We start from the raw sequence: 24,951 nt of genomic DNA, 5'->3' as shown, positions 1-24,951 counted from the left end.
ACGAGGACGTAAGGATGGATTATTTTGTACTAGCTCTACAAAATATGTATCCATTGCTGCCATCGGGCTTAATGCCTCTCCGAGTGGCTTATAGGTAGTTTGTGGCAAAGAAGGCAAATCAGGACAACGATTTGCCACCGGATTATCTCTTTCTAGGACGCGCCCCTGATCCTGATGCGTGCTGAGCTGCTTAATACTATGATGAAGCTCCTCGGGGGCCACCCATAATGGCTGCGCATACTGATTAAATAATGCTCGCGCATGGGCATCATGGCGAGGATTCGCGGGCAAGGGAAGGTTATGCGCCGCGTTTTCATCTGCTCCATAAAAACCAAAGCCTTTAACCGTATGTGCAATGCCATACGGAATCGATAAAGGATACTGAAGATGTCCCGCTTTTAATAGCTGAACCCGCTGCGCCAACCGCTTTTCCATATCCCAAAGGGTATAAACAAACATGGCAGGATCGCGCCCATCAAAAGCAATTGGATCAAAACCACAACCTTTTAAATGCTCAATAAAACCGCTTAATCCTTCTAAGGTTCCCATTTGGGTACGCTGCTCAATACGACGCCCATTCGCAATCATGATTGGTAACGCCATTCCTGAGTCTTCCGCTCGCCACCAGCGTGGAATCCAGTCACTACCACGCTGCTCTTCGGCAGCGCCATCCGATAAAAAAGCAACCAGTTTTTCCCCTGGTAAAGGCATGTGGGCATACTGTAGCTCAGCAAAACCCAGATACCCCCCTTCGATGATCCCGCCCGCTGTATGTGGATTCACATGACTACCTAGCGGAGCAGCCGGTGCCCCATCTGCAGCCAGAGCATAACCATAAAAATCTTGTAACAAGCGATTGAGCCCTGCCTCGCCATTACCGTAGGCTTGGGCTTGCTCTGGGTGTAGATTACCCAAAAGAACATTCAATGCCTCAATCGCGGCAACACTGTGCCCTTGTCCCATTAGCCAGGCGCGCGTTTCCCCTGTTAAAGCATTAAGCGTCATGTAGGCAGCATAGGCTGGCACCATATTCAAGGCCCCCCCTGTATGCCCTTCGGGCTGCTTTTTAAAATCTTCTGCCTCTAATGGCTGTCCATCTACATGCAAACGATTAGCATACGTCATATGCACCACCACCCACATACCAGCAGCGGTTAAACGATCCAAGGCGATCAGTTTTTCATAGACGGCATCGGTAGTCGGTTGCTTACCCTCTGCAACTAATTCTTGCGCCATGTTTTTGATATATTTTTGCGTTTCTTCGCTATGGGTGATCGGACCGTAACCTTGTTGCCAACGGGAAAAGAGGGTGCTAGCCATATGTGCTCCTAATTAAATCATCACTTATTTAAAGATAGCGTATTTCCGCCTTTTATGTATGAGCAGAAATACTACACTTTTACCTCACATTAGGGTTTACCCTTGACTTACACCTAGGGAAAACCCTATAATTCAAATACTGTCAGTTCCAACGCTTACTCATCTAAGGACATTTATCATGGCAACGCTATCTGCTGATTTTCAATACACCCGCTGGAGTGACTCTATCGAACGCTCCGTTATGAACCAAGTGCTTAGCAATGGTGAGGCGGTGTCCATGAAAGACATCGGCGGTACCATGTTAAAAGGCTGCAAAAAAATCGGCAGCACCTTAGGTAATGCTATTTGTAAAATGGCTGAAGCCCTCTACGAAGCACGCGCCAAAGAAGCTCGTAGATTAATCAGCAATTATTACTAATACTAAAAAGCCACTCTTCTGAGTGGCTTTTTTCATGCACTAACTTTTTAATAAATCCTTTAACATAGTTAAGCGCTCTTTTGGACTCATATGCGCTTGAGCGGCTTCAACAATAGCGCTTTCTGCTAGCCCCATTTCAGCAATAAAACGGGATTTCTCCCGAACCGTATATTCTTTAGCTCGGCGGCGCCGTTTACACCAGCTAACTCGTAAACTTCTTTGTGCACGTGTGATCCCCACATACATAAGACGGCGCTCCTCTTGAATGCGCTGCGTTAATACTATTTCTTCTTGGCCCACCGGTATATCTTCATCGTCACGGCCTAAATGTGGTAGTAAACCTTCCTCTACCCCAATCAAAAAAACATGTTTGTATTCAAGCCCTTTAGCCGCATGTAATGTCGACAAATGCACCGCGTCCGTGTCCTCATCTTTTTCATTTCTCTCGAGCATCGTAATTAACGCGACATGCTGCGACAAGTCGAGCAAACTCATCTCATCAAACTCGGCTTTAGATTTAAGCCAATCCACGAGCTCCAATACATTTTGCCAGCGCGCTAAGGCTGGCTTATCATCAAAAACATCATAGAGGTAACGCTCATAATCAATAGCAGCAAGCAGCTCATCCAACACCGCAGCCGCCGCTTTACCAGTTTGCTCTGCTTTTTGTCGCATACGGGCAATAAACTCAGCAAAAACCTGTAATGTTTTTACCTGTCTATCGGCTAAACGACCTGTTAAGTGAACCAAATCGATCGCCTCAAACATTGAAAGCTGGTGCTCAACGGCGACCTCACCAAGTTGAGTTAATGTTGTTTGACCTATACCGCGCCGTGGTGTTGTAGCAGCACGAATAAATGCAGGATCATCATCAGGGTTAGCAATCAAACGCAAATACGCTAAGATGTCACGGATTTCCGCTTTATCAAAAAAGCTTTGTCCACCACTCATCACATAGGGGATGCGTAACTCTCGCAGCTGCTGCTCAATAAGACGTGCTTGTTGATTACTACGATACAGTACTGCAAAATCCCCCCATTTCGCTTTACGTTCAAACTTTTCCGCCGATAAGCTAATGCCAACCCACTGCGCCTCGGCCTGCTCGTCATCGCAGTCCTTTATTTTAATGGGCTCTCCTATGCCTAAATCTGACCACAGCTTTTTACCAAAAACCACAGGATTATGGCCAATCACATGGTTTGCTGCTTCTAGAATACGCTGGGATGACCGATAGTTTTGTTCTAGTTTAATCAGTTTTAGCTGTGGGTAATCCACCGTCAGTTGGTGCAAATTTTCTACTGTAGCCCCTCGCCACGCATAAATGGCCTGATCGTCATCCCCGACTGCGGTGAACATTGCCCTATCGCCAACCAACAACTGCACCAGCCGATACTGACAAGCATTAGTATCTTGATACTCATCTACTAGCAAATAATGCACGCGTGCCTGCCAACGCTGGCGTACCTCTTCATTAGTAGCTAACAGCTGCGCTGGTAACCGTATTAAATCATCAAAATCCACCGCTTGATAAGCACGTAATGTTTCATCATAGCTGCGATAGACTTTGGCAGATTCAGCTTGACTAGGCGTCTGTACGGCTTGGGCTGCCGCATCGGGGCTCAAGAGCGCATTTTTCCATAAAGAAATATCTTGCTGCACCGCACGTAATCGGCCTTTATCTGTAGTCGCTAATAGCTCTTGGATAATCCCTAACGTATCATTTGCATCCATAATGGAAAAACGAGGCTTCAAGCCAGCATACTCAGCCTCTTCACGCAATATTTTTAAACCCAATGAGTGAAAAGTACTAATCGTTAGCCCTTTTGTTAGGCGCTTGTCCAGTAACCCCTGCACCCGTTCTTGCATTTCCTTGGCCGCCTTATTGGTAAAAGTCAGCGCCACAATACGTCGCGCACTGTATCCACACTCACCAATTAAATAGGCGATTTTTTGAGTAATCACTCGGGTTTTACCACTCCCAGCCCCAGCTAAAACGAGAGCCGGACCATCTAAATAGCGTACAGCCTCGTACTGTGCGGGGTTTAAACCTAATGCCGACATCTTAAATATCCTGAGGATCGATTTCTAATACAAACTTACAACGATAGTATTTCGCTAGCTCATCTAATTGCGGAGCCCAGGCTCGTATAAAAGCGTGCAAAGCCAACCGGTTAGGGCTTTCTATGAGTAATTGTGCCCGTTCAATATTAGCCACGCGCATGATACGTAAAGGCACCGCATCGTATACAAACACATGCTCCATGCCTGGCAGCTCTGGATGCTGTGCCCACTGTTTCGCATGGCGCAAAAATGCCATCGCCTGATCTAATTGCTTTGACTCGGCCGTTATCAATGCCAAATACACAAAAGGCGGTAAGCCAACCTGCTGCCGCTGCTGCAACTGGTGTTCCGCAAACAAGGGATAATCTTGCTGTACTAGAGCTTGATACACAACATGCTCGGGGTAATCCGTTTGCACTAAAACCCTAGCTCCAGTCTGATGGCGTCCTGCACGTCCAGCGACTTGCATCAACTGTGAGAATAAGCGTTCTGGCGCTCGAAAGTCTTGTGCGAATAACATGGTATCAGCATTCAAAACCCCTACCAGAGCAAGTCGACTAAAATCATGCCCCTTGGAGACCATCTGCGTTCCCACCAAAATATCCACTTCCCCAGCATGGACCTGAGCAAATAGTGCCTCTGCACTACCTTTACGACGCGTGCTATCGGCATCGATACGTAATACCCTAGCCTGCGGAAAACGTTGCGCTAAATATTCCTCGACCCGCTGTGTGCCTTTACCCAGAGGGGTTAAATCCACATAACCACAGTCGGGACAATGCTTGGCCACGGGGCTCTGGCCACCACAATGGTGGCACTGCATATAATGTTTATATCCTTTATGTAAGACAGCATAAGCGGAGCAATGCGGACATTGGCTCAACCACCCACACGACCCACAGTGCAATACAGGCGCATACCCTCGCCGATTAAGAAAAATCAGCGCTTGCTGGCCTGCCTCCAAGGTCTTTTCCAAGGCAGTAATTAACTGTGGACTATAGCCTTGCTCTAATTGGGCACGTCGCGTATCAACCAGCTCAATGGCGGGTAATGGTACCGACTTAGCCCGTTGCGATAAGGTCAAAAGCTGATAGTGCCCTTGCTGCGCATGATGCCAGCTTTCTAAAGAAGGCGTGGCAGAGCCTAAAACCACAGGTATCTGTTGCTGCTGTCCCCGCCATAGAGCTAAATCTCGTGCAGAATAACGTAAACCTTCTTGCTGCTTATACGAATGATCATGCTCCTCGTCCACGATAATTAAGCCAAGATTAGGCATAGGCGTAAAAAGCGCCAATCGCGTGCCTAATAAAACGTTCGCATCACCCTCGTAAACCTGCAGCCAGTTTTCTAAACGCTTGCCCGCAGCTAAACCACTATGCATCACCGCAATACGATACGGCTGATTATGCTCATCAACCAAACGCCCACGCAACATGTGCTCAAATTGTGGGGTTAGGTTAATTTCAGGCACCATAAATAGCACCTGCTTTCCCTGTGCCAACACCTGTAAAGCGACCCGCATATAGGTTTCTGTTTTGCCACTACCAGTCACCCCAAATAACAAATAACGCCGAGCACCTTGGTCAATATGAATCTGCTCAAGTGCTGCTGCTTGTTCTGCGGTTAATTCCGGCGCAGCAATCGCTTTAGCACGCTTAGGCGGAGTGGAGGATTTTTTTTGACGTGCTCGCAACCGTGCGACGGGACCGCCTTTTGACAGCTTTCCAGTATAAGCTGCTGGTCGTCGCAATGGACTAGGCAACACAGGTATGACCACCTCGCCTAAAGGGCGATGATAGTACTGCGCCGCAAACTGAGCTAAAGCAAGCCAATCCCTTGGCATAGGTGACACATCATCCAAGACCATACGGATGGCCTTTACTTGCTCGGCATTATATTCAGGTTGCTCAGGGGTTTGGATCACCATGCCAATTAACTGGCGTGCACCAAACGACACTAACACTCGTGTCCCAATTGCTACTGGCTCTTCATGATAATAATCAAAGAGCCCAGCTAAGGGTACGTCCAATGCCACACGTAACCAGTATTTAGCCATAGAGTAAAAAGGCTCAAGATAACTTGAGCCTAGAAGTATATAAGTTAGGGATTAAGCCTGGTGGTATTGCGCACTATAACTATGTACCTCGTCCACTAAGACCTTCACCATATCAGGATCTGTGAAGCGTGAAATACCGTGACCAAAGTTAAATACATGACCACCTTGTCCTACCGGACCAAAGTCATCTATCACTCGGCGTACTTCTTTACGAATCGCTTCTTCGCCGCCAAACATGACCATAGGATCCATATTGCCTTGAAAAGCCACCTGGTCTTGTAGACGCTGGCGCGCTTTGGTCAAGTTAACCGTCCAATCAACCCCTACTGCATCAGCACCACACTGCACAATGTCTTCAAGCCACTGACCACCACCCTTAGTGAAAACAATCACAGGCACACGGCGACCATCATGCTCACGGATTAAACCATCTACGACTTTTTTGGTATAACGCAATGAAAACTCTTGAAAGAGCGAGTCGGCCATGACACCACCCCAGCTATCAAAAATCATAGCTGCTTGCGCCCCGGCTCGGATCTGCTCATTTAAGTACTGAATGGTTGTCTGAGCATTGATTTCAAGAATATGGTGCACCAAGTCTGGACGCCCATACATCATTCCTTTGATCAGGCGATAATCAGCAGAACCTTGGCCTTCGACCATATAGCACGCGATTGTCCAAGGGCTACCCGCAAAACCAATAAGAGGGACTTTGCCGTCGAGCTCGCGGCGAATAAGATTTACCGCATCAAAAACGTATTGCAGCTTTTCCATATCAGGAACGGCCAAACGCTTAACGTCCTCTTCAGTTCGAACCGGGTGAGCAAATTGAGGGCCTTCGCCGTGAACAAAATCCAAACCTAGTCCCATGGCATGGGGAATCGTTAAGATATCCGAAAATAAAATCGCCGCATCAAGATCAAAACGACGCAAGGGTTGGAGTGTAACTTCGCAAGCGTATTCCTTATTTTGCGCCAGTCCCATAAAAGATCCAGCCTCGGCACGCGTTGCACGGTATTCGGGCAAATAGCGGCCGGCTTGGCGCATTAGCCATACGGGGGTATAGGGAACTGGCTCGCGCAATAAAGAGCGCAACAAAATATCGTTTTTAAGTTGTGGTAATGACACGGCAATTCCTAAGTAATCAATGCCTGCTTATTTTAGTGGATTAATGGCTGATCTGGGCAGGCAGACACCCTAAATTTCTCAGCATTAATATTATGTTTGCGCATCAGCTCCCAAAAGGAGCGTCTATGCTTTTGTGCAGCACGCGCTGCTCGCGTAATATTGCCTTGATTTTGCATTAAAGCAGCGCAAATGTATTCTTTTTCAAAACACTGTACCAGCATTTTTTTTGCTTGCTGGAATGAATGATGCTGCAAACCAAACTGTTCATTCATCGTCGCAACATATTGCTCGATAGGAGCAGAAGCATCTTGCAATACGGGTTGCGGCAAATGATCAAAATTTTGGTCTGAAGAGGTATATTTTACCGCCATGGACTGGCGAGCACGCTGCACTAAAATCTTAACACGGATAGGAAGCTCGATTGGGACGCTATAATCCATAATAAAGTCCAACGCGCCCACATCCGATAAGTCCTGTATAGCTAAAGGATGCAAATTACGCACTATAGCTAGCACCGGACAACGCAAGTACGGTCGAGCATAATATAAATGGCTACGTAACCAAGAAAGATTATCCGCACTTGCTGCAACAATAATTGCATCATATTGGTTCAGACAATCGGCCCAGTGCAAAGTGCCTTGCTGCTGACTATCAACATCCAACAAGGACTCAAAAGATCGTTTCTCAAGGCAAATATTTTTATATTTTGCCTCATATAACGAGGCCCATTGACTTTTCTCATCAAGTAGTAATACAGCTCGTAAATCTCTCAACATTATGTAGTACTCCTCTTACGATTAGCTGCTACATAATACTGACACTTGAGCAAAAAAAAGACTCGTATAAGCCGTAATAGTTAACTATTTGAGTAGGATAAAAACCTCATAGTCGTTACGTAAAAAATAGGCGCCTAGTGGCGCCTATTTTTGCAAAGCAGAAAATCGGATTAGTGGCGAACTGATTTACTAAACTTGCGAGCAGCTTGCGCTTGAGCCGCTAACATTGCTAATTCCGCTTCCATTACAGCAATATCCACTTTATCTTTGGTATTGCGCAGGGCTTCTTCAGCTTGTTTACGTGCCTCTAATGCTTTTTGCTCATCCAGGTCCTCAGCACGAATCGCCGTATCCGATAAAACAACGACTTTACCAGGCTGAACTTCGAGAATACCGCCGGCAACGAAGATATGCTCTTCTGTGCCGTCGGCAAATTCGATTTTCATGGTGCCTGGACGGATACGCGAAATCAATGGTGTGTGACCAGGTAAGATACCAAGCTCACCGGACTCTCCGGGTAAAACAACAAACTTTGCTTCACCCGAGAACATTGATTTTTCCGCGCTGACTACGTCAACTTGAAGCAACGCCATGACTCAATCCTTATTATAGGGTTTTGGCTTTCTCGAAGGCTTCGTCGATGTTACCTACCATGTAGAAGGCTTGTTCAGGTAGCTCATCACACTCACCCTCAACAATCATCTTAAAGCCACGAATGGTTTCAGCCAATGGAACGTACTTACCAGGCGCTCCGGTAAAGACCTCGGCTACGTGGAAAGGCTGAGACAAGAAACGCTGGATCTTACGTGCGCGGGCAACGATGAGTTTGTCTTCAGGAGACAATTCATCCATCCCAAGAATCGCAATAATATCGCGAAGCTCTTTATAGCGCTGTAAGGTCTGCTGAACGCCACGTGCAACTTCGTAGTGCTCTTGACCAACGATCTGTGGATCAAGCTGACGACTTGTAGAGTCAAGTGGGTCTACTGCAGGGTAAATACCTAAAGCAGCAATATCACGAGACAATACAACAGTAGAGTCTAAGTGCAAGAAAGTTGTTGCAGGAGATGGGTCAGTCAAGTCATCCGCAGGAACGTATACCGCTTGGATCGAGGTGATCGAACCAGTCTTGGTAGAAGTAATACGCTCTTGGAGCTTACCCATTTCCTCGGCCAATGTAGGCTGATAACCCACGGCAGAAGGCATACGTCCAAGTAGAGCGGATACCTCTGTACCAGCTAGGGTATAGCGATAAATGTTATCCACAAAGAACAACACATCACGGCCTTCGTCACGGAACTTCTCGGCCATCGTTAGACCAGAGAGCGCTACACGTAGACGGTTCCCTGGGGGCTCGTTCATCTGACCGAACACCATGGAAACTTTGGACTCTTTCAAGTCATCTAGCTGAATTACGCCAGCTTCTGCCATTTCGTGGTAGAAGTCGTTACCTTCACGGGTACGCTCACCCACACCCGCGAAAACAGATAAACCGCTATGCTGCTTAGCAATGTTGTTAATGAGCTCAAGCATGTTAACGGTTTTACCCACACCCGCACCACCGAACAGACCCACTTTACCCCCTTTAGCAAAGGGGCAAACCAAGTCAATAACCTTAATACCGGTTTCTAGTAGTTCTACGGAGGGTGAAAGTTCGTCGAATTTCGGTGCTTCCTGGTGGATAGAACGTAATTCGTCGGAATCAATAGGGCCTACCTCGTCGATAGGACGACCTAAAACGTCCATAATACGACCTAAAGTGCCCACACCGACAGGTACAGAAATTGGTGCACCTGTATTGGATACGGCCATGCCACGGCGCAAGCCATCGCTGGAACCCATAGCAATGGTGCGGACAATACCGTCACCTAATTGCTGCTGCACTTCAAAAGTTAAGTCATCTTCTGCAAATTTAGAATCTGCATCGACTAGCTTTAGCGCATCATAAATCTTTGGAATGCTGTCGCGGGGGAACTGAATATCCACCACGGCGCCGATGCACTGAACGATGGTACCGTTGCTCATGTTTAGTCCTTGCTTAATAACGTATACGGTAAGCCTAGCGGATAATTATACCGCTGCGGCTCCCCCCACGATTTCAGAAATCTCTTTAGTAATGGCAGCTTGACGTGTTTTGTTGTAAACCAACTGTAGCTCGTCAATAACCTTAGCGGCGTTGTCGGAAGCAGCTTTCATTGCAACCATACGTGCCGATTGCTCCGATGCCATATTTTCGGCCACAGCCTGATACACCAAACCCTCTACATAACGCTGTAATAGCTCATCAATTACAGTTTTTGCATCGGGCTCATAGATGTAATCCCAGCCGTACTCGGAGTTATTTACGTTTTGTGCGGCTTTGACGGCTTCGTCATCACCTGACTGGAAGGGGTCATCCAGACCACTTGGTAGAGGCAATAAACGAATAAACGTGGGGTCTTGTTTCATGGTATTCACAAAACGGGTGCTGGCTAAATAAACCGCATCAATTTTGCCTTCCATGTAATCATCAAGCTGCACTTTTATGGCGCCAATCAAACGAGATAGATTAGGTTCGTCGCCTAATTGGACTTCTTGGGAAACCAAGTTCGCACCAACTCGAGCTAATGTGCCCGCGCCTTTGCTACCCAGAGCGGTGGCTTGTACTTGAATGCCCTGCTCTTCAAAATCACGCAAGCGATTAAGCACCACACGCATCACGTTGGTGTTTAGACCACCACACAACCCCTTATCCGTCGTCACCACGATCAACCCTACGGCTTTGAGCTCTTTGCTTTCAACCATGTACGGGTGGGTGTATTCCGGATGGGCCTGCATTAAATGTGCGGCAATTTGGCGCACTTTATCTGCGTATGGACGGCCTGCTCGCATGCGCTCTTGTGCTTTACGCATTTTCGAAGCAGCGACCATTTCCATCGCCTTGGTGATCTTGCTCGTATTTTGTACGCTCTTGATCTTTGTACGAATTTCTTTAATTCCGGCCATCACACTTTCCTGTAAAGGCATGATGGAGCCTGCATTAGGCAAGCCCCTTCGATATGCCTATGAGTTAGAATGCGCCGTTCTTTTTAAAGTCTTCGATCGCAGCACGTAATTCGGCCTCATCTTCACTGCTGAGCTTGTTATTTTCAGCAATGCGTTGTACCAAATCCGCGTTTTTACTGCGTAGCGAGTCTTTAAGCGCTTTTTCAAATGACAGAATCTGCTCTACTTCGAGGTCATCAAAATAACCGTTGTTCACAGCAAAAAGAGCCACTGCCATTTCCCACACGGGTAGTGTTACGTATTGTGGCTGTTTGAGCAGCTCAACCACACGACGACCACGCTCTAGCTGACGGCGAGTTGCCTCGTCAAGATCCGAAGCAAACTGAGCAAAAGCAGCCAATTCACGATACTGAGCCAAGTCGGTACGAATACCACCGGACATTTTCTTCATGATATTGGTTTGCGCTGCACCCCCCACACGCGATACGGAAATACCAGCGTTAATCGCAGGACGGATACCGGAGTGGAATAAGTCAGTTTCCAAGAAAATCTGACCGTCAGTAATCGAAATCACGTTTGTCGGTACGAAAGCCGATACGTCACCAGCTTGGGTCTCAATAATTGGCAATGCAGTGAGAGAACCAGTTTTGCCTTTAACCGCACCGTTCGTGAATTTTTCTACGTAATCCGCATTCACACGAGCGGCACGCTCTAGCAAGCGGGAGTGTAAGTAGAACACATCACCAGGGTAAGCTTCACGCCCTGGAGGACGACGTAGCAGCAAGGAAACCTGACGGTAAGCCCATGCCTGCTTGGTTAAGTCATCATAAACGATAAGAGCGTCTTCACCGCGATCACGGAAGTACTCACCCATCGTACAACCTGCATATGGAGCTAAGTACTGCATAGCGGCGGACTCAGAAGCCGAGGCAGCAACCACGATGGTGTACTCAAGTGCACCGTGCTCTTCGAGCTTACGTACTACGTTGTTAATAGTAGAGGCTTTTTGACCTACCGCAACGTAAATACATTTAACGTCTTTGCCTTTTTGGTTAATGATCGTGTCAACGGCAACCGCAGTTTTACCCGTTTGACGGTCACCAATAATCAACTCACGCTGACCACGACCAATTGGTACCATGGAGTCGATGGCTTTAATACCGGTCTGTAAAGGCTGATCAACAGACTGACGTGCAATTACCCCAGGGGCAACTTTTTCGATCACGTCGGTTTCTTTAGCATTTACCGGACCCTTACCATCGATAGGGTTACCTAGTGTATCTACCACTCGGCCTAATAGTTCAGGGCCTACTGGTACTTCAAGAATGCGACCTGTTGTTTTAACAGGGTCACCTTCGGAAATGCTGGTGTACTCACCTAAAATCACAGCACCAACGGAATCACGCTCTAAGTTAAGCGCTAAACCGAAGACGTTGTTAGGGAACTCGAGCATTTCGCCCTGCATCACATCGGATAAACCGTGGATGCGTGTAATACCGTCAGTCACGGATACCACCGTGCCTTGGGTGCGAACGTCTGTGGACACGCTTAAGCCTTCAATGCGGCTTTTTAGCAGTTCGCTGATCTCAGACGGGTTAAGTTGCATGTTCAGACTCCTGGAATCCTGTATTCTGGCCTGCGATCAAGCTGCCAGTGTGTCGCGCATGCGGGCCAGTTGGGCCTGCACGGAAGTGTCTAGTACTTGGTCACCAACCATTACGCGTACACCACCGATCAAAGTAGCGTCCACGGTCACCACAGGCTTGAGCTTTAAGCCAAATTTCTTTTCGAGCGCAGCGACGAGATCGGCGATTTGCTCGGGGCTTAGTTCAAAGGCGCTAGTAATATGCGCTAGCTCCGTACCTTCGAGTTGGTGTTTCAAAGCGTCGAATTGCTCTGAGATATAAGGCAAAAGTAATACTCGGCCTTTATCTACGAGTAACTCGAGGAAGTTCCGCGCTTTGTCAGAAAGCGGGGTTTTCATCAGACCTGCAAAAAGCTCATAACGCTGTTGGTTAGATAGCCCTGGTGTTTTTAGGGTTTCTCTAACGTCTGGGTGACCGGCCACCTGAGCCATTTCGGACAACAGGGCCGACCACTGCTCTAGCGTACCCTCATTGCGTACAGACGCAAAAAGAGCCTCGGCGTAAGGTCTGGCAATAGTCGATAGTTCAGCCATGGCCTGCCTTCAGATTAAAGTTGAGCCTTAAGCTGCTCTAGCAGCTCGGCATGCGCTTTGGAGTCAACTTCGCGTTGCAAGATCTGCTCAGCGCCTTTAACTGCCAATACCGCAACTTCGCCACGCAGTGTGTCGCGTAAGCGTTGCACTTCTTGTGCGGCATCTTGTTGAGCCTGCGCAATGATGCGCGCTTTTTCCGCTTCTGCCTCATGGCGAGCCTGTTCGATTAGCGCAGCAGCTTGCTTTTCAGCTTCGGCCAAGCGCGAATGGTTATCAGACTTTGCGGATGCTTCCATCAGACTGATACGCGCCTGAGCTTGTGCTAGGTCAGCCTTGCCTTTTTCGGCAGCAGCCAAACCATCAGCGATTTTCTGGCGACGATCATCGATTGCTTTTGTCAAGGGAGGCCATACGAATTTCATCGTAAACCATGCCAAGACGAAAAACACGATCATCTGAAAAAAGAGAGTCGCGTTTAAATTCACGGTCGTTTCCCTTATATACCACTCGTGTCCGGCGCTAGTAGGAAGCTACCTGACACCATCTAATCAAGCCGCTAGCGGCGCGTATATGAGCACCGCTCACGACTGCCTGTCCGCCTTAGGGCAAGCGGACCCGCGCCGCAATTAACCAATAAATGGGTTAGCGAACGCAAACAACATAGCAATACCAACACCAATTAGGAAGGCCGCATCAATTAGACCTGCTAAAAGGAACATTTTGGTTTGCAAAGCGTTCATTAGCTCAGGCTGACGAGCAGAGGCTTCTAGGTATTTACCACCCATTAGGGCGATACCGATACTGGCACCAAACGCACCCAGACCGACGATAATACCGCAAGCAAGGGCAACGAAAGCAACGTTGGTCATGACAACTCCTTGGTTAAAAATCTTGTGAGTTCAAAATTACAAAAAAACGGCGTAGCAGAGGAATTCTGCATCCCGATTTTGGTGACCGACCAAAATCGGAAACTGATTAATGGCCTTCGTGAGCCTGACCTACATAGACGAGTGTCAGCATCATGAAAATAAATGCCTGTAGCAGCACGATCAAGATGTGGAAAATGGCCCACACCGAACCGGCTAATACATGGCCAATACCCAAGCCAAGGCTTGCGCCATTAAACCCTGTCCATGCACCGCCTAGTAAAGCGATAAGCATGAAAACTAATTCACCAGCAAACATGTTGCCGAACAACCGCATACCGAGAGACACGGTTTTAGCACCGTATTCAATCAGGTTGAGGAGAATATTAAATGGTGAAAGCAATACACCTGCAATCCCACCAAACGTGAAGGGAGCAGTAAAGAGTTCTTTGACGAAACCACCGGGCTTTTTGATCTTGATGCCGTAATAAAGTGTGAGTAAAAGCACACCTAAAGACATACCCATAGGTACGTTCAAGTCAGCAGTAGGCAAGATGCGATGGTAATACAAGGGATCGCCGGCTTCAGCGCCTAGGCCTGTCACAGCAAATGTCCAGGGCAACAAGTCGACAGGAAGTAAGTCGAGCACGTTCATGAGGACGATCCAGAGGAAAACGGTTAGTGCAAGAGGCGCCACAAAACGGCGGGATTCTTCACTAGGAACGATAGATTTAGCTTGGTCTTCTACCCAGCTAACAAGAATTTCAATCGCGGCCTGAAAGCGCCCAGGTACACCAGCTGTAGCCTTGCTCGCGGCACGGTACATGATGTAGATGGCAATAAGACCCATGAGCAACGACCAAAAAGCGGAGTCGTAGTTGATAACGCTGAAATTGGCGATTACATCTTGTTTTTCCCCGATGTTGTTCAAATGAACGAGGTGATGTTGAATGTAATCTGACTGAGGCGAATTAGCACTAGCAGCAGCCATCTGTAATTACCCTGTTATGTTAAAGGCCCTTAAGCCCACGATTAAGGCAGCTTGCCCAGAGCAAGCAGCACTACGTAACCCTTTAAAACACCTATCAAACCAAACAGCAAAACAGGCCAAACCAACCACTCGTGAAACTGCCATGCTGCCACACCTAGTATAGCGATTGCTGTTCCGAGTTTAAACGCCTCGCCCCAAAAAAAGGACATGGCATTGGCGTTGGCACCACCAACCAAACCCAACAATAAGCGCACAGCGAAAATAGCATTGGGTATAAAGTATGCCCCGGCTCCGACCAGTGCCGAAACGGCTGCATATGTTCCCCCCCACCATGCTGAAAGCAAAATGGTGAGCATCGCCAAACTAGCCTGCGCTATGAGTACCTGTACTATACCCAAGGAGGAACGCTGCGCCAAACGCTGGCGTTGCTCTGGGCTAAGCACAATGGCTTCGATTTCTGTTTGATTTCCAGTCATAGTATCCGAAGAATATGACTGATTAGGCCCGTTGACCCGCCGCATATCCTAATGGTTTCCATAAATTTTTGCAAAGAAGCTTTGATTCATAAGCCCTTTTTGCGCTAAATTGAACGTAACAAAGAACATGCCGTCGGCGTCAAGCCCATGAAGTATAGCTTCATTTTTTTGTTGCAAGCAAATCTGTTTTGCTTTTTGTGTAACAAAAAACAGCAAATTCTAAGCAAAAGCCACAAAAACCCCCACTGAAAACCTCTTGCAAGGCGCTTAAAATAAGGCTTTCAGTGGTTTTTGAAATTATTTGTGCTTAAAGTCAGGCTGACGCTTTTCTACAAATGCTGCCATCCCTTCTTTTTGGTCTTCAGTGGAAAACAGCGCATGAAAGTTGCGACGCTCGAACATTAGGCCTTCGCTTAGACCGCTTTCATAAGCGCGATTGATGCTTTCTTTAGCCATCATCACAGAAGGCAAGGACATGCTTGCAATCGTTTGAGCGACTTCCATGGTTTTTTCCATGAGTTGCTCTGTAGGCACCACGCGTGATACGAGTCCCATTTGATCGGCTTCTTGCGCGCTAATCATACGCGCGGTTAACACCAGATCCATGGCTTTGGCTTTACCAATCGCGCGGGGCAAACGCTGGGTACCACCATAGCCAGGAATAATACCCAACTTGATTTCAGGCTGCCCAAAACGTGCATTCTCGGCGGCAATAATCATATCGCATAACATGGCTAACTCGCAGCCACCGCCTAATGCATACCCAGCTACAGCGGCAATCAGTGGCTTACGCACATCACGCAAATATTGCCAGTCACCACCTAAGTAGTCCTCATTGTACACATCACTAAAATTCCATTGGCTCATTGCGCCAATATCAGCCCCTGCCGCAAACGCTTTTTCGTTACCCGTTAATACCATGACGCTGATGTTTGGGTCAGCCTCAAAGCCTCGGATCGCTTGTGCTAGCTCAGCAACCACCTCGTTGCTCAGGGCATTCAAGGCTTTAGGACGGTTTAATGTTAAAACAGCCACACGACCATGGGTTTGGACTAAAACTAAGGATTCGCTCACATTGCCTCCGCTTATTTCGTAAAATAAAAGTTATGGAACAAGATATTATTTTTTACCGCCTTTGTTTCGATGACCTATCTGGCCATCGCCTCACAGTTAGTCTAAGTATTCCGCAACCAGACCCCTCTGGTCAAAGGGTGTTTTTACCTGCGTGGATACCAGGCAGTTACTTAATTCGTGACTTCAGTCGTCAAATAGAAAGCATACAAGCTTTTGCGCAAGAAAAGCCAATTCGTATCCAAAAAATGAATAATCACGAGTGGCTTTGTGAGCCTTGCGCTGGCGAACTCCGTATCGAATATACCGTTTATGCCTGGGACTTATCAGTGCGCAGCGCACATGTGGATGATAGCCATGCTTTTTTTAATGGCACAAGTGTGTTTTTGGGGGTGAGTGGCCAGGAACATAAACGCTGTCAAGTAGACGTGGTCGCCCCTAAGGGAAAAAACTGGCAGGTTTATACCAGCATGCCCGAGGCCGCCACCCACCCAAATGCCGCGCCACGCCATGGCTTTGGTGTCTACGAGGCACCTGATTATGATGCCTTTATTGACCACCCTTTTGAAATTGGCACCCCACAATATGTGCGCTTTTACGCCCATGGTGCGTTGCATGAGATGGTATTCACCGGAGTGGTTCCTGAGCTTGATTTGACACGTATCGCTGCCGATGTACAAAAAATCTGTGAAGCACAAATCGAACTGTTTGAACCAGAAAGTCGTGATATTCCCTTTTTAGACAGCTCTGATCGATATGTGTTCATGACCATGGTCACAGCGGATGGTTATGGTGGGCTTGAGCATCGCAGCTCGACTGCTCTAATGACCTCACGCTCTGACTTACCAACAGTCCACTGCGACCCAAATAAAAAAAGCCAGGGGTATCAAGACTTTTTAGGGCTGGTGAGCCATGAGTATTTTCATACATGGAACGTCAAGCGCATCAAACCCAAAGCCTTTGCTCCCTATGACTTATTACGCGAGAACCACACCCAATTATTATGGGTATTTGAAGGCTTTACCTCGTACTACGATGAGCTCATGCTGTGGCGCTCAGGTGTTATTGATCACGCAACATTTTTAGCACGCCAAGCCCGCACTATTACTCAAGTGATGCGCCAAAGCGGTCGCAAAAAACAGTCCGTATCAGAAAGCTCCTTTGACACATGGACTCGCTTCTATAAGCAAGATGAAAACTCGCCAAACGCCTTGGTTAGCTACTACAGCAAAGGCGCTTTGGTCGCACTAGCTCTGGATTTATACATCCAGCACCACAGCCAAAATGCAAAAAGCCTCGATGATGTCATGCGTCTTTTGTGGCAGCGTTATGGCAAACACTTTTATCGCGGCCAAGCATTAGGCATCGAAGAAAATGCAATGCCCGCGCTCATACAGGAAGCCACGGGCGTGGATGTATCGGCGCTCATTCAACGCTATGCAGAGGGACGTGAAGACCCTCCTTTAATCGAGCTCTTTGCCTTGCATGGCATCACCCTTAAAGCCAAAGCTCCTGCTCAGCCCTCTTTAGACGTACGTCTCAAAGAACAACCACAAGGGTTACAAATCCTGACTGTTTATGAAAATGGCGCAGCGCACCGTGCAGGCTTATCAGCTGGCGACTGGGTGGTTGCTATCGATGGCTTGCGTGTACAAACACAACAGCAATGGGATCAGCGACTTCAGCGTTATGGGCTAGGCGCATCCTTAGACATCCATGTGTTTCGTCGTGATGAGTTACGCTGCTACACCGTCACGCTTTCTGAAAGCATTGCTAAGGAATATGAGTTTATCCATGACACCAACACCAACTAAGACCGCCTTAGTCACAGGTGCCGCCAAGCGCCTTGGTAAGCATATCGCCCTTAGCCTCGCGGCTGAGGGTTGGGATATTGCCTTACACTATCATCACTCTGAAAAAGACGCCCTTGCCACGGCCACCCGCATCCGTGAGCTAGGGCGTCGGTGCGAACTGTTTTGTGCTGACCTACAGCAACAAGATGCCGGCCAACAGCTGATGCAAACCGTGATCACACGCCTGGGTCCCGTGCAGCTGCTGGTTAACAATGCTGCGCGTTTTGAATACGATAGTGCCGCTGATTTTTCTAGTGAATGCCTCCAAGAACATCTCGGCTCCAATCTCATCGCCCCCTTACAGCTTATTCAAGCCCTAGGCGCACAAAAACCACAAAAAACGCCAGCTGTGGCGATAAACCTGCTCGACCAAAAGCTTTGGGGCTACAATCCTGATTTTTTCTCATACACCTTATGCAAAGCAGCGCTAAAATCCGCTACGATTATGATGGCGCAAGCGCTCGCTCCGCATGTACGTGTAGTAGGCATCGCTCCTGGTTTGACTTTACCTAGCCATCTCCAAAGCCCAGAAGACTTTGCGCGTACGCATCGGCTTTCTCCTTTGGGACACGGCAGTAGTGTCGATGACATTTGTCGAACCGTGCTATACGTCGTCAACACCCCCAGTATTACTGGCAGCTGTATTGTGGTGGACGGAGGGCAGCACTTATTGGGTCTACAGCGCGACTTTAGCCTACTTTAATTTTGGAAGTACCGGTTTTATGATTACCCCCCCGTTTTTGCGTCGAATTTTTTTAAATAAGCTAACGATTGACGCACGTATTGGGATCCTAGAGCATGAATTACGCGCTACCCAACCCATTTATGTTGATGCAGAGTTTGATACCTTAGTCACAGCGCGTTGCAACGACCAAGACATACATAGTGTTTTAGACTACCGCCAACTACGACAGACTATTATTGATTGCTGTACCCAAGAGCATGTTAATCTTTTAGAAACATTGATTGAGCGTACTGCACAAGCGATCTTAGAGCGCTTTCCTTCCGTACAGCGCGTTAAACTACGAATTAGTAAACCCCAAGCATTTACCGACTGTGAAACGGTGGGTATTGAAATTGAACTACAGCGTTAATTATGAACACTCAGGATTTCCCTACTAAAGCAGAGCTAAAACAAAAGCACGAAAATAACAAATTAGAAAAGCGGTTATTAAGGGAGACCGGGCGTGCTATTGCTGACTTTAATATGATTGAAGACGGCGATAAAGTCATGGTGTGTTTATCTGGGGGTAAAGACTCATATGGTTTATTAGATATTCTATTAAAACTAAAAGCCCGTGCGCCGATTCATTTTGATATTGTGGCGGTCAACCTAGACCAAAAACAACCTGGTTTCCCTGCAGATGTGCTCCCTAACTATTTAGAAAGCATCGGGGTGGATTATCACATTGAAACGCAGGACACTTATTCCATCGTCACTCGTGTTATCCCCGAGGGCAAAACCTATTGCTCGCTTTGCTCCCGTTTGCGTCGTGGTATTTTATATCGGGTAGCAGAACAGCTGGGGGCAACTAAAATTGCGTTGGGTCACCACCGGGATGATATTTTAGCCACATTTTTCTTGAATTTATTTTATGGCGGCCGCTTAAAAGCCATGCCCCCTAAACTCCAATCCGATAATGGTAAGCATATTGTGATTCGCCCTTTATCCTATGTGGCAGAAAAAGATCTTATCGCTTATGCAAAATTACGTAACTTTCCCATCATTCCCTGTAATTTATGCGGCTCTCAGGAAAACCTAAAGCGCCAGGAAGCAAATCGTATGATTGCAGAGTGGGATAAAAAATACCCGGGACGCACATGGAATGTGTTTGGAGCACTGAATACCGTTGTACCCTCACATTTAATGGATAGGAATTTATTCGACTTTGCTAATTTAGCGATTACCGGCGAAGCAGACCCAGAGGGAGATACGGCTTTTGATGCGCAGGACTTTAGTCCAGCCCCTGAAGCGGTACGCTTTGGCGATACGGATACCGAGCCCACAGCATCAGTGCAACCTATGCCTAAGGTGATTCCTATTCAACGCCAATAAGGTGAAAAAGGCGGCTCCTGTCGCCTTATCAATGTGGTAGTAGCATAACTAGCTTACAGTCAGCACGTATTGCCAACCGAAAAGTAAACTGTTGGTACACCAGCAAGCCCTGCTTAGGGTGATTGAACTCACGAATCCCACCCTCACGCTCTGTCACCATTTGCCGCCCCCACCACTGAGCAAAGATAGGGCTCTGCTCTTGTAGCTCGGCGACCAGGGCGCGCACTTCGGGCTCATCCACATGCACCCCCACATCCGCTCGAAACTCCCCCACCACGCGCTGGGCACGGCGCTCCCAATCCACAACCAAATCACGAGCACGGGTATCTAAAAAGATATAACGCAATAAATTAGGCTTAGAGCTGCAATCTGGCCAACCTGCAAATAAATCCAACAAAGCCTGATTACGTGCCAGCACATTCCAACTGCGATCCAAAATATACGCCGGCGCAAGGATGTGATCCACGCAGTCACTTAACCCCTGCGGCAATGGCTTAAGCTCAGCTTTGTCGGCCTCGGGGTCCGCGCATTCAGCTAGATCAAATAAGTACTGCCGCTCTGCGCGAGATAAGCGCAGCGTTTTTGCTAAGCGCGCACATACCGTAGGTGAAATCGAAACATCTCGCCCCTGCTCTATCCAGGTGTACCACGTGACACTAATGGCACAAAGCTGAGCGACTTCCTCACGCCGTAATCCAGGGGTGCGACGCCGTGTTCCTACAGGCAAGCCCCAATCTTGGGGCTGTACATGCGCACGCGCCTCTCGTAGAAAATTGCCTAATACTTTGCGGCGTAAAGCCGCCGCAGAGGTATCCGCTTTAAGGTAGCTAGAATTTGTCGCACACATTAATTATCACGCAATGCAAAAGCCAACGCACGCCGTACCTCGGCTTCGTCGCGCCCACTACGTGCTATAAAATCGGCTAGCTGATCCTCTCCTATATCGCCAACACTAAAATATTGAGACTGAGGATGACTAAAATAAAATCCCGACACACTAGAAGCGGGGTGCATGGCCGAACCTTCGGTTAAAAACATTTCGATGTCTTCACAACGCATAACACGGAACATATCTGCTTTTACCGTATGCTCCGGGCACGCGGGGTAGCCAGGTGCCGGTCGAATCCCTTGGTATTTTTCACGAATAAGGGCGTCGTTGTCTAAGTCCTCGTCGGGCGCATACCCCCAAAGATCCCGTCGCACTCGAGCATGCAAGCACTCAGCAAAGCCTTCTGCAAAGCGATCACCTAGCGCTTTTAACATGATGTCAGAATACACATCCCCTTCGGCTAAAAAACGCTCCGAGTGTTTTTCTATGTCTAACCCGCCCGTTACCGCAAACATACCGATATAATCTTCGATACCGCTTGCTTTAGGGGCAATGTAGTCAGCCAAGCACTTGCTATCGACCCCTTCGCGTTTTACCGTTTGCTGGCGCAAATTACGCCAAGTAAATAACACCTCGGAGCGCGATTCATCCGTGTAGATTTCAATATCCTCACCATTGACCGTATTAGCAGGATAAAAAGCCACCACACCGTTTGCGCGCAGCCAGCGTCCATCGATGATTTTTTTCAGCATCGCCTGCCCATCCGCAAACAGCTTTTGCGCTTCTTCGCCAACCACCTCGTCCTCTAGGATACGTGGGTAACGCCCAAACAAGCTCCACGTCTGAAAAAATGGGGTCCAGTCAATAAACTTAACGATTTCGTTTAGATCAAAGTTTTTAAATAAACGACGCCCAATGAATTTTGGTTTGGGTGGGGTGTAATGATCCCAATCGATTTTTGGTGCATCTGCCCGCGCTTGCTCTAAAGAAATCAATGGTGTGTGCTGACGATTCGCATGGCGTTCACGCACCAAGTCGTACTCTTTACGTAAAGCCTCTAAATAAGGTTCGCGCGCGTCTTCTGACATCAACTGCGTGGCAACCCCAACCGAACGGCTTGCATCCGGCACATAAATCACTGGCCCATCATAATTAGGCGCAATTTTTACAGCTGTATGCACACGACTTGTGGTAGCCCCACCGATCATTAAAGGAATATTACGCTCGCGGAAATAAGGGTCTCGCTGCATTTCCGAAGCCACATAAGCCATTTCCTCTAGGCTAGGGGTAATCAAGCCCGATAAACCTACAATATCCGCATTGACCTCTTTGGCCTTAGCAAGAATCTCCGCACAAGGCACCATGACGCCCATGTTAACCACATCAAAGTTATTACACTGCAGCACCACGTCCACAATATTTTTACCAATATCATGAACATCGCCTTTAACGGTAGCAATGACGATCTTACCTTTGGAACGCACATCGCCCCCGGCCGCTTCAATTTGACGTTTTTCCTCTTCAATAAAGGGTACCAAATGCGCAACGGCTTGTTTCATTACCCGGGCGGATTTGACCACCTGTGGCAAGAACATTTTGCCCTCACCGAACAAATCCCCCACAATATTCATACCGTCCATTAGCGGCCCCTCGATGACCTCGATAGGACGACCACCACGTGCAGCTATTTGCTGACGGATTTCCTCTGTGTCTTCTACAATATATGTGGTTATACCATGCACCAACGCATGGGCTAAACGCCCCTCTACGGGTTGTTCTCGCCAGCTCAGGTCTTCTTCACGTTTTTTGCCATCGCCTTTTACGTTTTCAGCTAGCTCCACTAAACGCTCGGTATTGCTGCGTTCATCGTCGGGATCGGTTTTCCCCACTGGCTCCGCGCGATTTAAAATAACGTCTTCGACCATGTCGCGCACCACAGGGTCAATATCTGCGTAAACCCCTAGCTGTCCAGCATTTACGATACCCATCGTCAACCCTTCACGGATCGCGTAGTATAAAAACACGGTGTGAATGGCCTCGCGCATGGCTTCATTACCACGGAAAGAGAAACTAACGTTTGAAATCCCGCCCGAAGTACGTGCATGAGGAAGATTTTTATGAATCCATGTAATCGCCTGAATAAAATCTAACGCATAATTATTGTGTTCGTCTAAGCCCGTAGCTACAGCAAATACATTGGGGTCAAAAATAATATCCTCAGGCGCAAAACCAACCTGATTCACTAAGATATCGTAAGCTCGACCACAGATTTCGATACGACGCTCAAACGTGTCGGCTTGACCAATCTCGTCAAAGGCCATCACCACCGCTGCCGCCCCATATTTTTTGCAAAGCTTAGCGTGTTCAATGAACGCCGCCTCGCCCTCTTTCATGGAAATCGAGTTCACAATCGCCTTGCCTTGCACGCACTGTAAGCCCGCTTCAATCACAGACCATTTAGAGCTATCGATCATAATCGGCACGCGTGAAATATCCGGCTCAGAAGCAATTAAATTCAAGAACCGCTTCATAGCTGCCTCGGAGTCCAACATGGCTTCATCCATGTTGATATCAATGATTTGCGCCCCGTTTTCTACCTGTTGGCGCGCCACATCCAACGCCTCTTCATACTTTTCCTCGCGAATCAAGCGCAAGAAGGCTTTACTGCCGGTTACGTTGGTGCGTTCACCCACGTTCACAAACAGGCTGTCCTCATCAATATTTAAGGCCTCAAGCCCAGATAAACGCGTTTTAATGGGGATATTTGGCACCTGACGCCGTGGCAGTGATTTGACTTGCTCCACAATCGCACGAATATGCTCTGGCGTGGTACCACAGCACCCCCCTACCATATTCACCAGACCCGCTTGAGCAAACTCGTGTAACAGGCTGGATGTGTCTTTAGGGGTTTCATCAAAACCCGTTTCTGCCATAGGGTTAGGTAATCCAGCATTGGGATATACACACAAATAGGTATCACAGATTTTAGATAGCTCTGCAATATACGGGCGCATCAACGCCGCTCCCAACGCACAGTTCAGCCCTATCGTCACAGGGCGCGCATGACGTACAGAGTTCCAGAATGCCTCAACCGTTTGCCCTGATAATATACGCCCCGAAGCATCTGTCACTGTGCCTGATACCATCACTGGCAAACGGATACCACGCTCCTCGAACACGGTTTCCACTGCAAAAATAGCCGCTTTGGCATTAAGGGTATCAAAAATGGTTTCGATCAAAATAATATCGACCTCGCCATCAATCAAGCCATTCAATTGCTCTGTATATGCATCACGCAACTGCGCAAAAGTGATGTTGCGAGCGGCCGGGTCATTGACGTCAGGGGAAATGGAAGCGGTTTTAGGTTGCGGCCCCAATACACCTGCCACAAAGCGTGGTTGCTCTGGTTGGGTATACGCATCACAGGCCTCCCGCGCCAACCGAGCAGAAGCCAAGTTGAGCTCATAAGCAATGTCATAAAGCTCGTAGTCGCCTTGCGCTACTGCGGTTGCTCCAAAGGTATTCGTACAAATCACATCCGCCCCAGCTTCTAAATATTGGCGATGGATCGCTTGAATAATGTCGGGGCGTACTAAGGACAAAAGCTCATTGTCACCTTTCAGGTCTTTATGGTGAGCCTTAAAGCGCTCCCCACGAAAATCCTCTTCGGAAAGCTTGTATTGTTGAATCATGGTACCCATCGCACCATCCAAAATAACAATACGTTCACCAAGCAAACGCACAAAGTCAGCAGCACGAGTATACGAATCCAGAGGATAGGGAGCGGCAGGATAAGACACGGTAAATTCCTACAAAGTGTATCAATTAAGCAACAAAAAATAGAAAGTGAGCTAATCCAGTACACACACTTTCCTTAGCTACGTTT

21 protein-coding genes and 1 pseudogene are annotated in these 24,951 nt (G+C 47.9%); 5 read left to right on the top strand and 17 right to left on the bottom strand.

Annotation, left to right across the window (positions count from 1 at the left end; all coding sequences use genetic code 11):
• A pseudogene (locus Q1V74_RS02460) lies at positions 1-1,320 on the bottom strand (xylulose 5-phosphate 3-epimerase); the annotation flags it as partial.
• A 178-nt stretch (positions 1,321-1,498) separates the two neighbouring features.
• Between Q1V74_RS02460 and Q1V74_RS02455 the strand changes: the two are divergent.
• Positions 1,499-1,738: a hypothetical protein gene (locus Q1V74_RS02455; RefSeq protein ID WP_300646909.1), complete on the top strand. Its 240-nt coding sequence runs from the start codon at positions 1,499-1,501 to the stop codon at positions 1,736-1,738.
• A 39-nt stretch (positions 1,739-1,777) separates the two neighbouring features.
• On the opposite strand, the gene Q1V74_RS02450 is transcribed toward Q1V74_RS02455, so the two are convergent.
• The 14 genes from Q1V74_RS02450 to Q1V74_RS02385 all read right to left on the bottom strand — a co-directional run bounded on the left by Q1V74_RS02450 (position 1,778) and on the right by Q1V74_RS02385 (position 16,330).
• Positions 1,778-3,799, bottom strand: a complete 2,022-nt coding sequence (locus tag Q1V74_RS02450) for a UvrD-helicase domain-containing protein (RefSeq protein ID WP_300646908.1) — start codon at positions 3,797-3,799, stop codon at positions 1,778-1,780.
• A gap of 1 nt (position 3,800) precedes the next feature.
• Positions 3,801-5,855: a primosomal protein N' gene (locus Q1V74_RS02445; protein ID WP_300646907.1), complete on the bottom strand. Its 2,055-nt coding sequence runs from the start codon at positions 5,853-5,855 to the stop codon at positions 3,801-3,803.
• Between the two features lie 51 nt (positions 5,856-5,906).
• A complete protein-coding gene (gene hemE, locus Q1V74_RS02440) occupies positions 5,907-6,983 on the bottom strand; it encodes a uroporphyrinogen decarboxylase (protein WP_300646906.1) in 1,077 nt (358 codons plus the stop codon).
• Between the two features lie 32 nt (positions 6,984-7,015).
• Positions 7,016-7,759, bottom strand: a complete 744-nt coding sequence (locus tag Q1V74_RS02435) for a helix-turn-helix domain-containing protein (RefSeq protein WP_300646905.1) — start codon at positions 7,757-7,759, stop codon at positions 7,016-7,018.
• 170 nt (positions 7,760-7,929) lie between these two features.
• Entirely contained in the window at positions 7,930-8,352 is a 423-nt protein-coding gene (locus tag Q1V74_RS02430) for a F0F1 ATP synthase subunit epsilon (RefSeq protein ID WP_300646904.1), read from the bottom strand.
• A gap of 13 nt (positions 8,353-8,365) precedes the next feature.
• Positions 8,366-9,784, bottom strand: coding sequence for a F0F1 ATP synthase subunit beta (gene atpD / locus Q1V74_RS02425; RefSeq protein WP_260650174.1), 1,419 nt, complete (start codon positions 9,782-9,784; stop codon positions 8,366-8,368).
• A gap of 45 nt (positions 9,785-9,829) precedes the next feature.
• Entirely contained in the window at positions 9,830-10,744 is a 915-nt protein-coding gene (atpG, locus tag Q1V74_RS02420) for a F0F1 ATP synthase subunit gamma (RefSeq protein ID WP_300646914.1), read from the bottom strand.
• A 64-nt stretch (positions 10,745-10,808) separates the two neighbouring features.
• Positions 10,809-12,350, bottom strand: a complete 1,542-nt coding sequence (gene atpA / locus Q1V74_RS02415; RefSeq protein ID WP_300646903.1) for a F0F1 ATP synthase subunit alpha — start codon at positions 12,348-12,350, stop codon at positions 10,809-10,811.
• A gap of 36 nt (positions 12,351-12,386) precedes the next feature.
• Positions 12,387-12,923: a F0F1 ATP synthase subunit delta gene (locus tag Q1V74_RS02410; protein ID WP_260650176.1), complete on the bottom strand. Its 537-nt coding sequence runs from the start codon at positions 12,921-12,923 to the stop codon at positions 12,387-12,389.
• Positions 12,924-12,937: 14 nt separating this feature from the next.
• Positions 12,938-13,408: a F0F1 ATP synthase subunit B gene (locus Q1V74_RS02405; protein ID WP_260650177.1), complete on the bottom strand. Its 471-nt coding sequence runs from the start codon at positions 13,406-13,408 to the stop codon at positions 12,938-12,940.
• Positions 13,409-13,549: 141 nt separating this feature from the next.
• The gene (gene atpE / locus Q1V74_RS02400; RefSeq protein WP_260650178.1) at positions 13,550-13,792 is read right to left on the bottom strand and encodes a F0F1 ATP synthase subunit C; all 243 of its coding nucleotides are present in this window, start codon (positions 13,790-13,792) and stop codon (positions 13,550-13,552) included.
• A gap of 106 nt (positions 13,793-13,898) precedes the next feature.
• The gene (gene atpB, locus Q1V74_RS02395; protein WP_300646902.1) at positions 13,899-14,780 is read right to left on the bottom strand and encodes a F0F1 ATP synthase subunit A; all 882 of its coding nucleotides are present in this window, start codon (positions 14,778-14,780) and stop codon (positions 13,899-13,901) included.
• 41 nt (positions 14,781-14,821) lie between these two features.
• Positions 14,822-15,256: an ATP synthase subunit I gene (locus tag Q1V74_RS02390; protein WP_300646901.1), complete on the bottom strand. Its 435-nt coding sequence runs from the start codon at positions 15,254-15,256 to the stop codon at positions 14,822-14,824.
• 297 nt (positions 15,257-15,553) lie between these two features.
• The gene (locus Q1V74_RS02385) at positions 15,554-16,330 is read right to left on the bottom strand and encodes an enoyl-CoA hydratase (protein WP_300646900.1); all 777 of its coding nucleotides are present in this window, start codon (positions 16,328-16,330) and stop codon (positions 15,554-15,556) included.
• A gap of 32 nt (positions 16,331-16,362) precedes the next feature.
• Between Q1V74_RS02385 and Q1V74_RS02380 the strand changes: the two genes are divergently transcribed.
• The 4 genes from Q1V74_RS02380 to ttcA are packed head-to-tail and all read left to right on the top strand — an operon-like array spanning position 16,363 to position 20,236.
• Positions 16,363-18,141 (top strand): PDZ domain-containing protein, encoded by a 1,779-nt coding sequence (locus tag Q1V74_RS02380; protein ID WP_300646899.1) that lies wholly within the window; start codon positions 16,363-16,365, stop codon positions 18,139-18,141.
• Positions 18,122-18,883, top strand: coding sequence for an SDR family oxidoreductase (locus Q1V74_RS02375; protein ID WP_300646898.1), 762 nt, complete (start codon positions 18,122-18,124; stop codon positions 18,881-18,883). Before Q1V74_RS02380 ends, Q1V74_RS02375 begins: the two co-directional genes overlap by 20 nt.
• A 19-nt stretch (positions 18,884-18,902) precedes the next feature.
• Entirely contained in the window at positions 18,903-19,274 is a 372-nt protein-coding gene (folB, locus tag Q1V74_RS02370; RefSeq protein WP_300646897.1) for a dihydroneopterin aldolase, read from the top strand.
• A gap of 2 nt (positions 19,275-19,276) precedes the next feature.
• Positions 19,277-20,236 (top strand): tRNA 2-thiocytidine(32) synthetase TtcA, encoded by a 960-nt coding sequence (gene ttcA / locus Q1V74_RS02365; protein WP_300646896.1) that lies wholly within the window; start codon positions 19,277-19,279, stop codon positions 20,234-20,236.
• A 28-nt stretch (positions 20,237-20,264) separates the two neighbouring features.
• Here ttcA and Q1V74_RS02360 read toward each other — a convergent pair whose 3' ends face one another.
• Both Q1V74_RS02360 and metH read right to left on the bottom strand, forming a co-directional pair.
• Positions 20,265-21,083 carry a helix-turn-helix transcriptional regulator gene (locus Q1V74_RS02360; protein WP_300646895.1) on the bottom strand — a complete coding sequence of 273 codons (819 nt, stop codon included), beginning with the start codon at positions 21,081-21,083 and terminating at the stop codon, positions 20,265-20,267.
• A complete protein-coding gene (gene metH, locus Q1V74_RS02355) occupies positions 21,083-24,865 on the bottom strand; it encodes a methionine synthase (protein ID WP_300646894.1) in 3,783 nt (1,260 codons plus the stop codon). Before metH ends, Q1V74_RS02360 begins: the two co-directional genes overlap by 1 nt.
• Positions 24,866-24,951 lie beyond the last annotated feature (86 nt).

It is taken from the genome of Paenalcaligenes sp. (assembly GCF_030152715.1).
GTDB classification, from domain to species: domain Bacteria; phylum Pseudomonadota; class Gammaproteobacteria; order Burkholderiales; family Burkholderiaceae_B; genus Paenalcaligenes; species Paenalcaligenes hermetiae.
This window is presented reverse-complemented; position numbering and strand designations above follow the sequence as displayed.

Coding starts and splice junctions, on each gene's coding strand:
- Q1V74_RS02430 (WP_300646904.1), bottom strand. CDS start 8,352: ATGGCGTTGCTTCAAGTTGACGTAGTCAGCGCGGAAAAATCAATGTTC.
- Q1V74_RS02390 (WP_300646901.1), bottom strand. CDS start 15,256: ATGACTGGAAATCAAACAGAAATCGAAGCCATTGTGCTTAGCCCAGAG.
- Q1V74_RS02445 (WP_300646907.1), bottom strand. CDS start 5,855: ATGGCTAAATACTGGTTACGTGTGGCATTGGACGTACCCTTAGCTGGG.
- Q1V74_RS02375 (WP_300646898.1), top strand. CDS start 18,122: ATGACACCAACACCAACTAAGACCGCCTTAGTCACAGGTGCCGCCAAG.
- ttcA (WP_300646896.1), top strand. CDS start 19,277: ATGAACACTCAGGATTTCCCTACTAAAGCAGAGCTAAAACAAAAGCAC.
- Q1V74_RS02410 (WP_260650176.1), bottom strand. CDS start 12,923: ATGGCTGAACTATCGACTATTGCCAGACCTTACGCCGAGGCTCTTTTT.
- Q1V74_RS02380 (WP_300646899.1), top strand. CDS start 16,363: ATGGAACAAGATATTATTTTTTACCGCCTTTGTTTCGATGACCTATCT.
- Q1V74_RS02435 (WP_300646905.1), bottom strand. CDS start 7,759: ATGTTGAGAGATTTACGAGCTGTATTACTACTTGATGAGAAAAGTCAA.
- atpA (WP_300646903.1), bottom strand. CDS start 12,350: ATGCAACTTAACCCGTCTGAGATCAGCGAACTGCTAAAAAGCCGCATT.
- Q1V74_RS02455 (WP_300646909.1), top strand. CDS start 1,499: ATGGCAACGCTATCTGCTGATTTTCAATACACCCGCTGGAGTGACTCT.
- Q1V74_RS02450 (WP_300646908.1), bottom strand. CDS start 3,799: ATGTCGGCATTAGGTTTAAACCCCGCACAGTACGAGGCTGTACGCTAT.
- atpG (WP_300646914.1), bottom strand. CDS start 10,744: ATGGCCGGAATTAAAGAAATTCGTACAAAGATCAAGAGCGTACAAAAT.
- folB (WP_300646897.1), top strand. CDS start 18,903: ATGATTACCCCCCCGTTTTTGCGTCGAATTTTTTTAAATAAGCTAACG.
- atpD (WP_260650174.1), bottom strand. CDS start 9,784: ATGAGCAACGGTACCATCGTTCAGTGCATCGGCGCCGTGGTGGATATT.
- atpB (WP_300646902.1), bottom strand. CDS start 14,780: ATGGCTGCTGCTAGTGCTAATTCGCCTCAGTCAGATTACATTCAACAT.
- atpE (WP_260650178.1), bottom strand. CDS start 13,792: ATGACCAACGTTGCTTTCGTTGCCCTTGCTTGCGGTATTATCGTCGGT.
- Q1V74_RS02360 (WP_300646895.1), bottom strand. CDS start 21,083: ATGTGTGCGACAAATTCTAGCTACCTTAAAGCGGATACCTCTGCGGCG.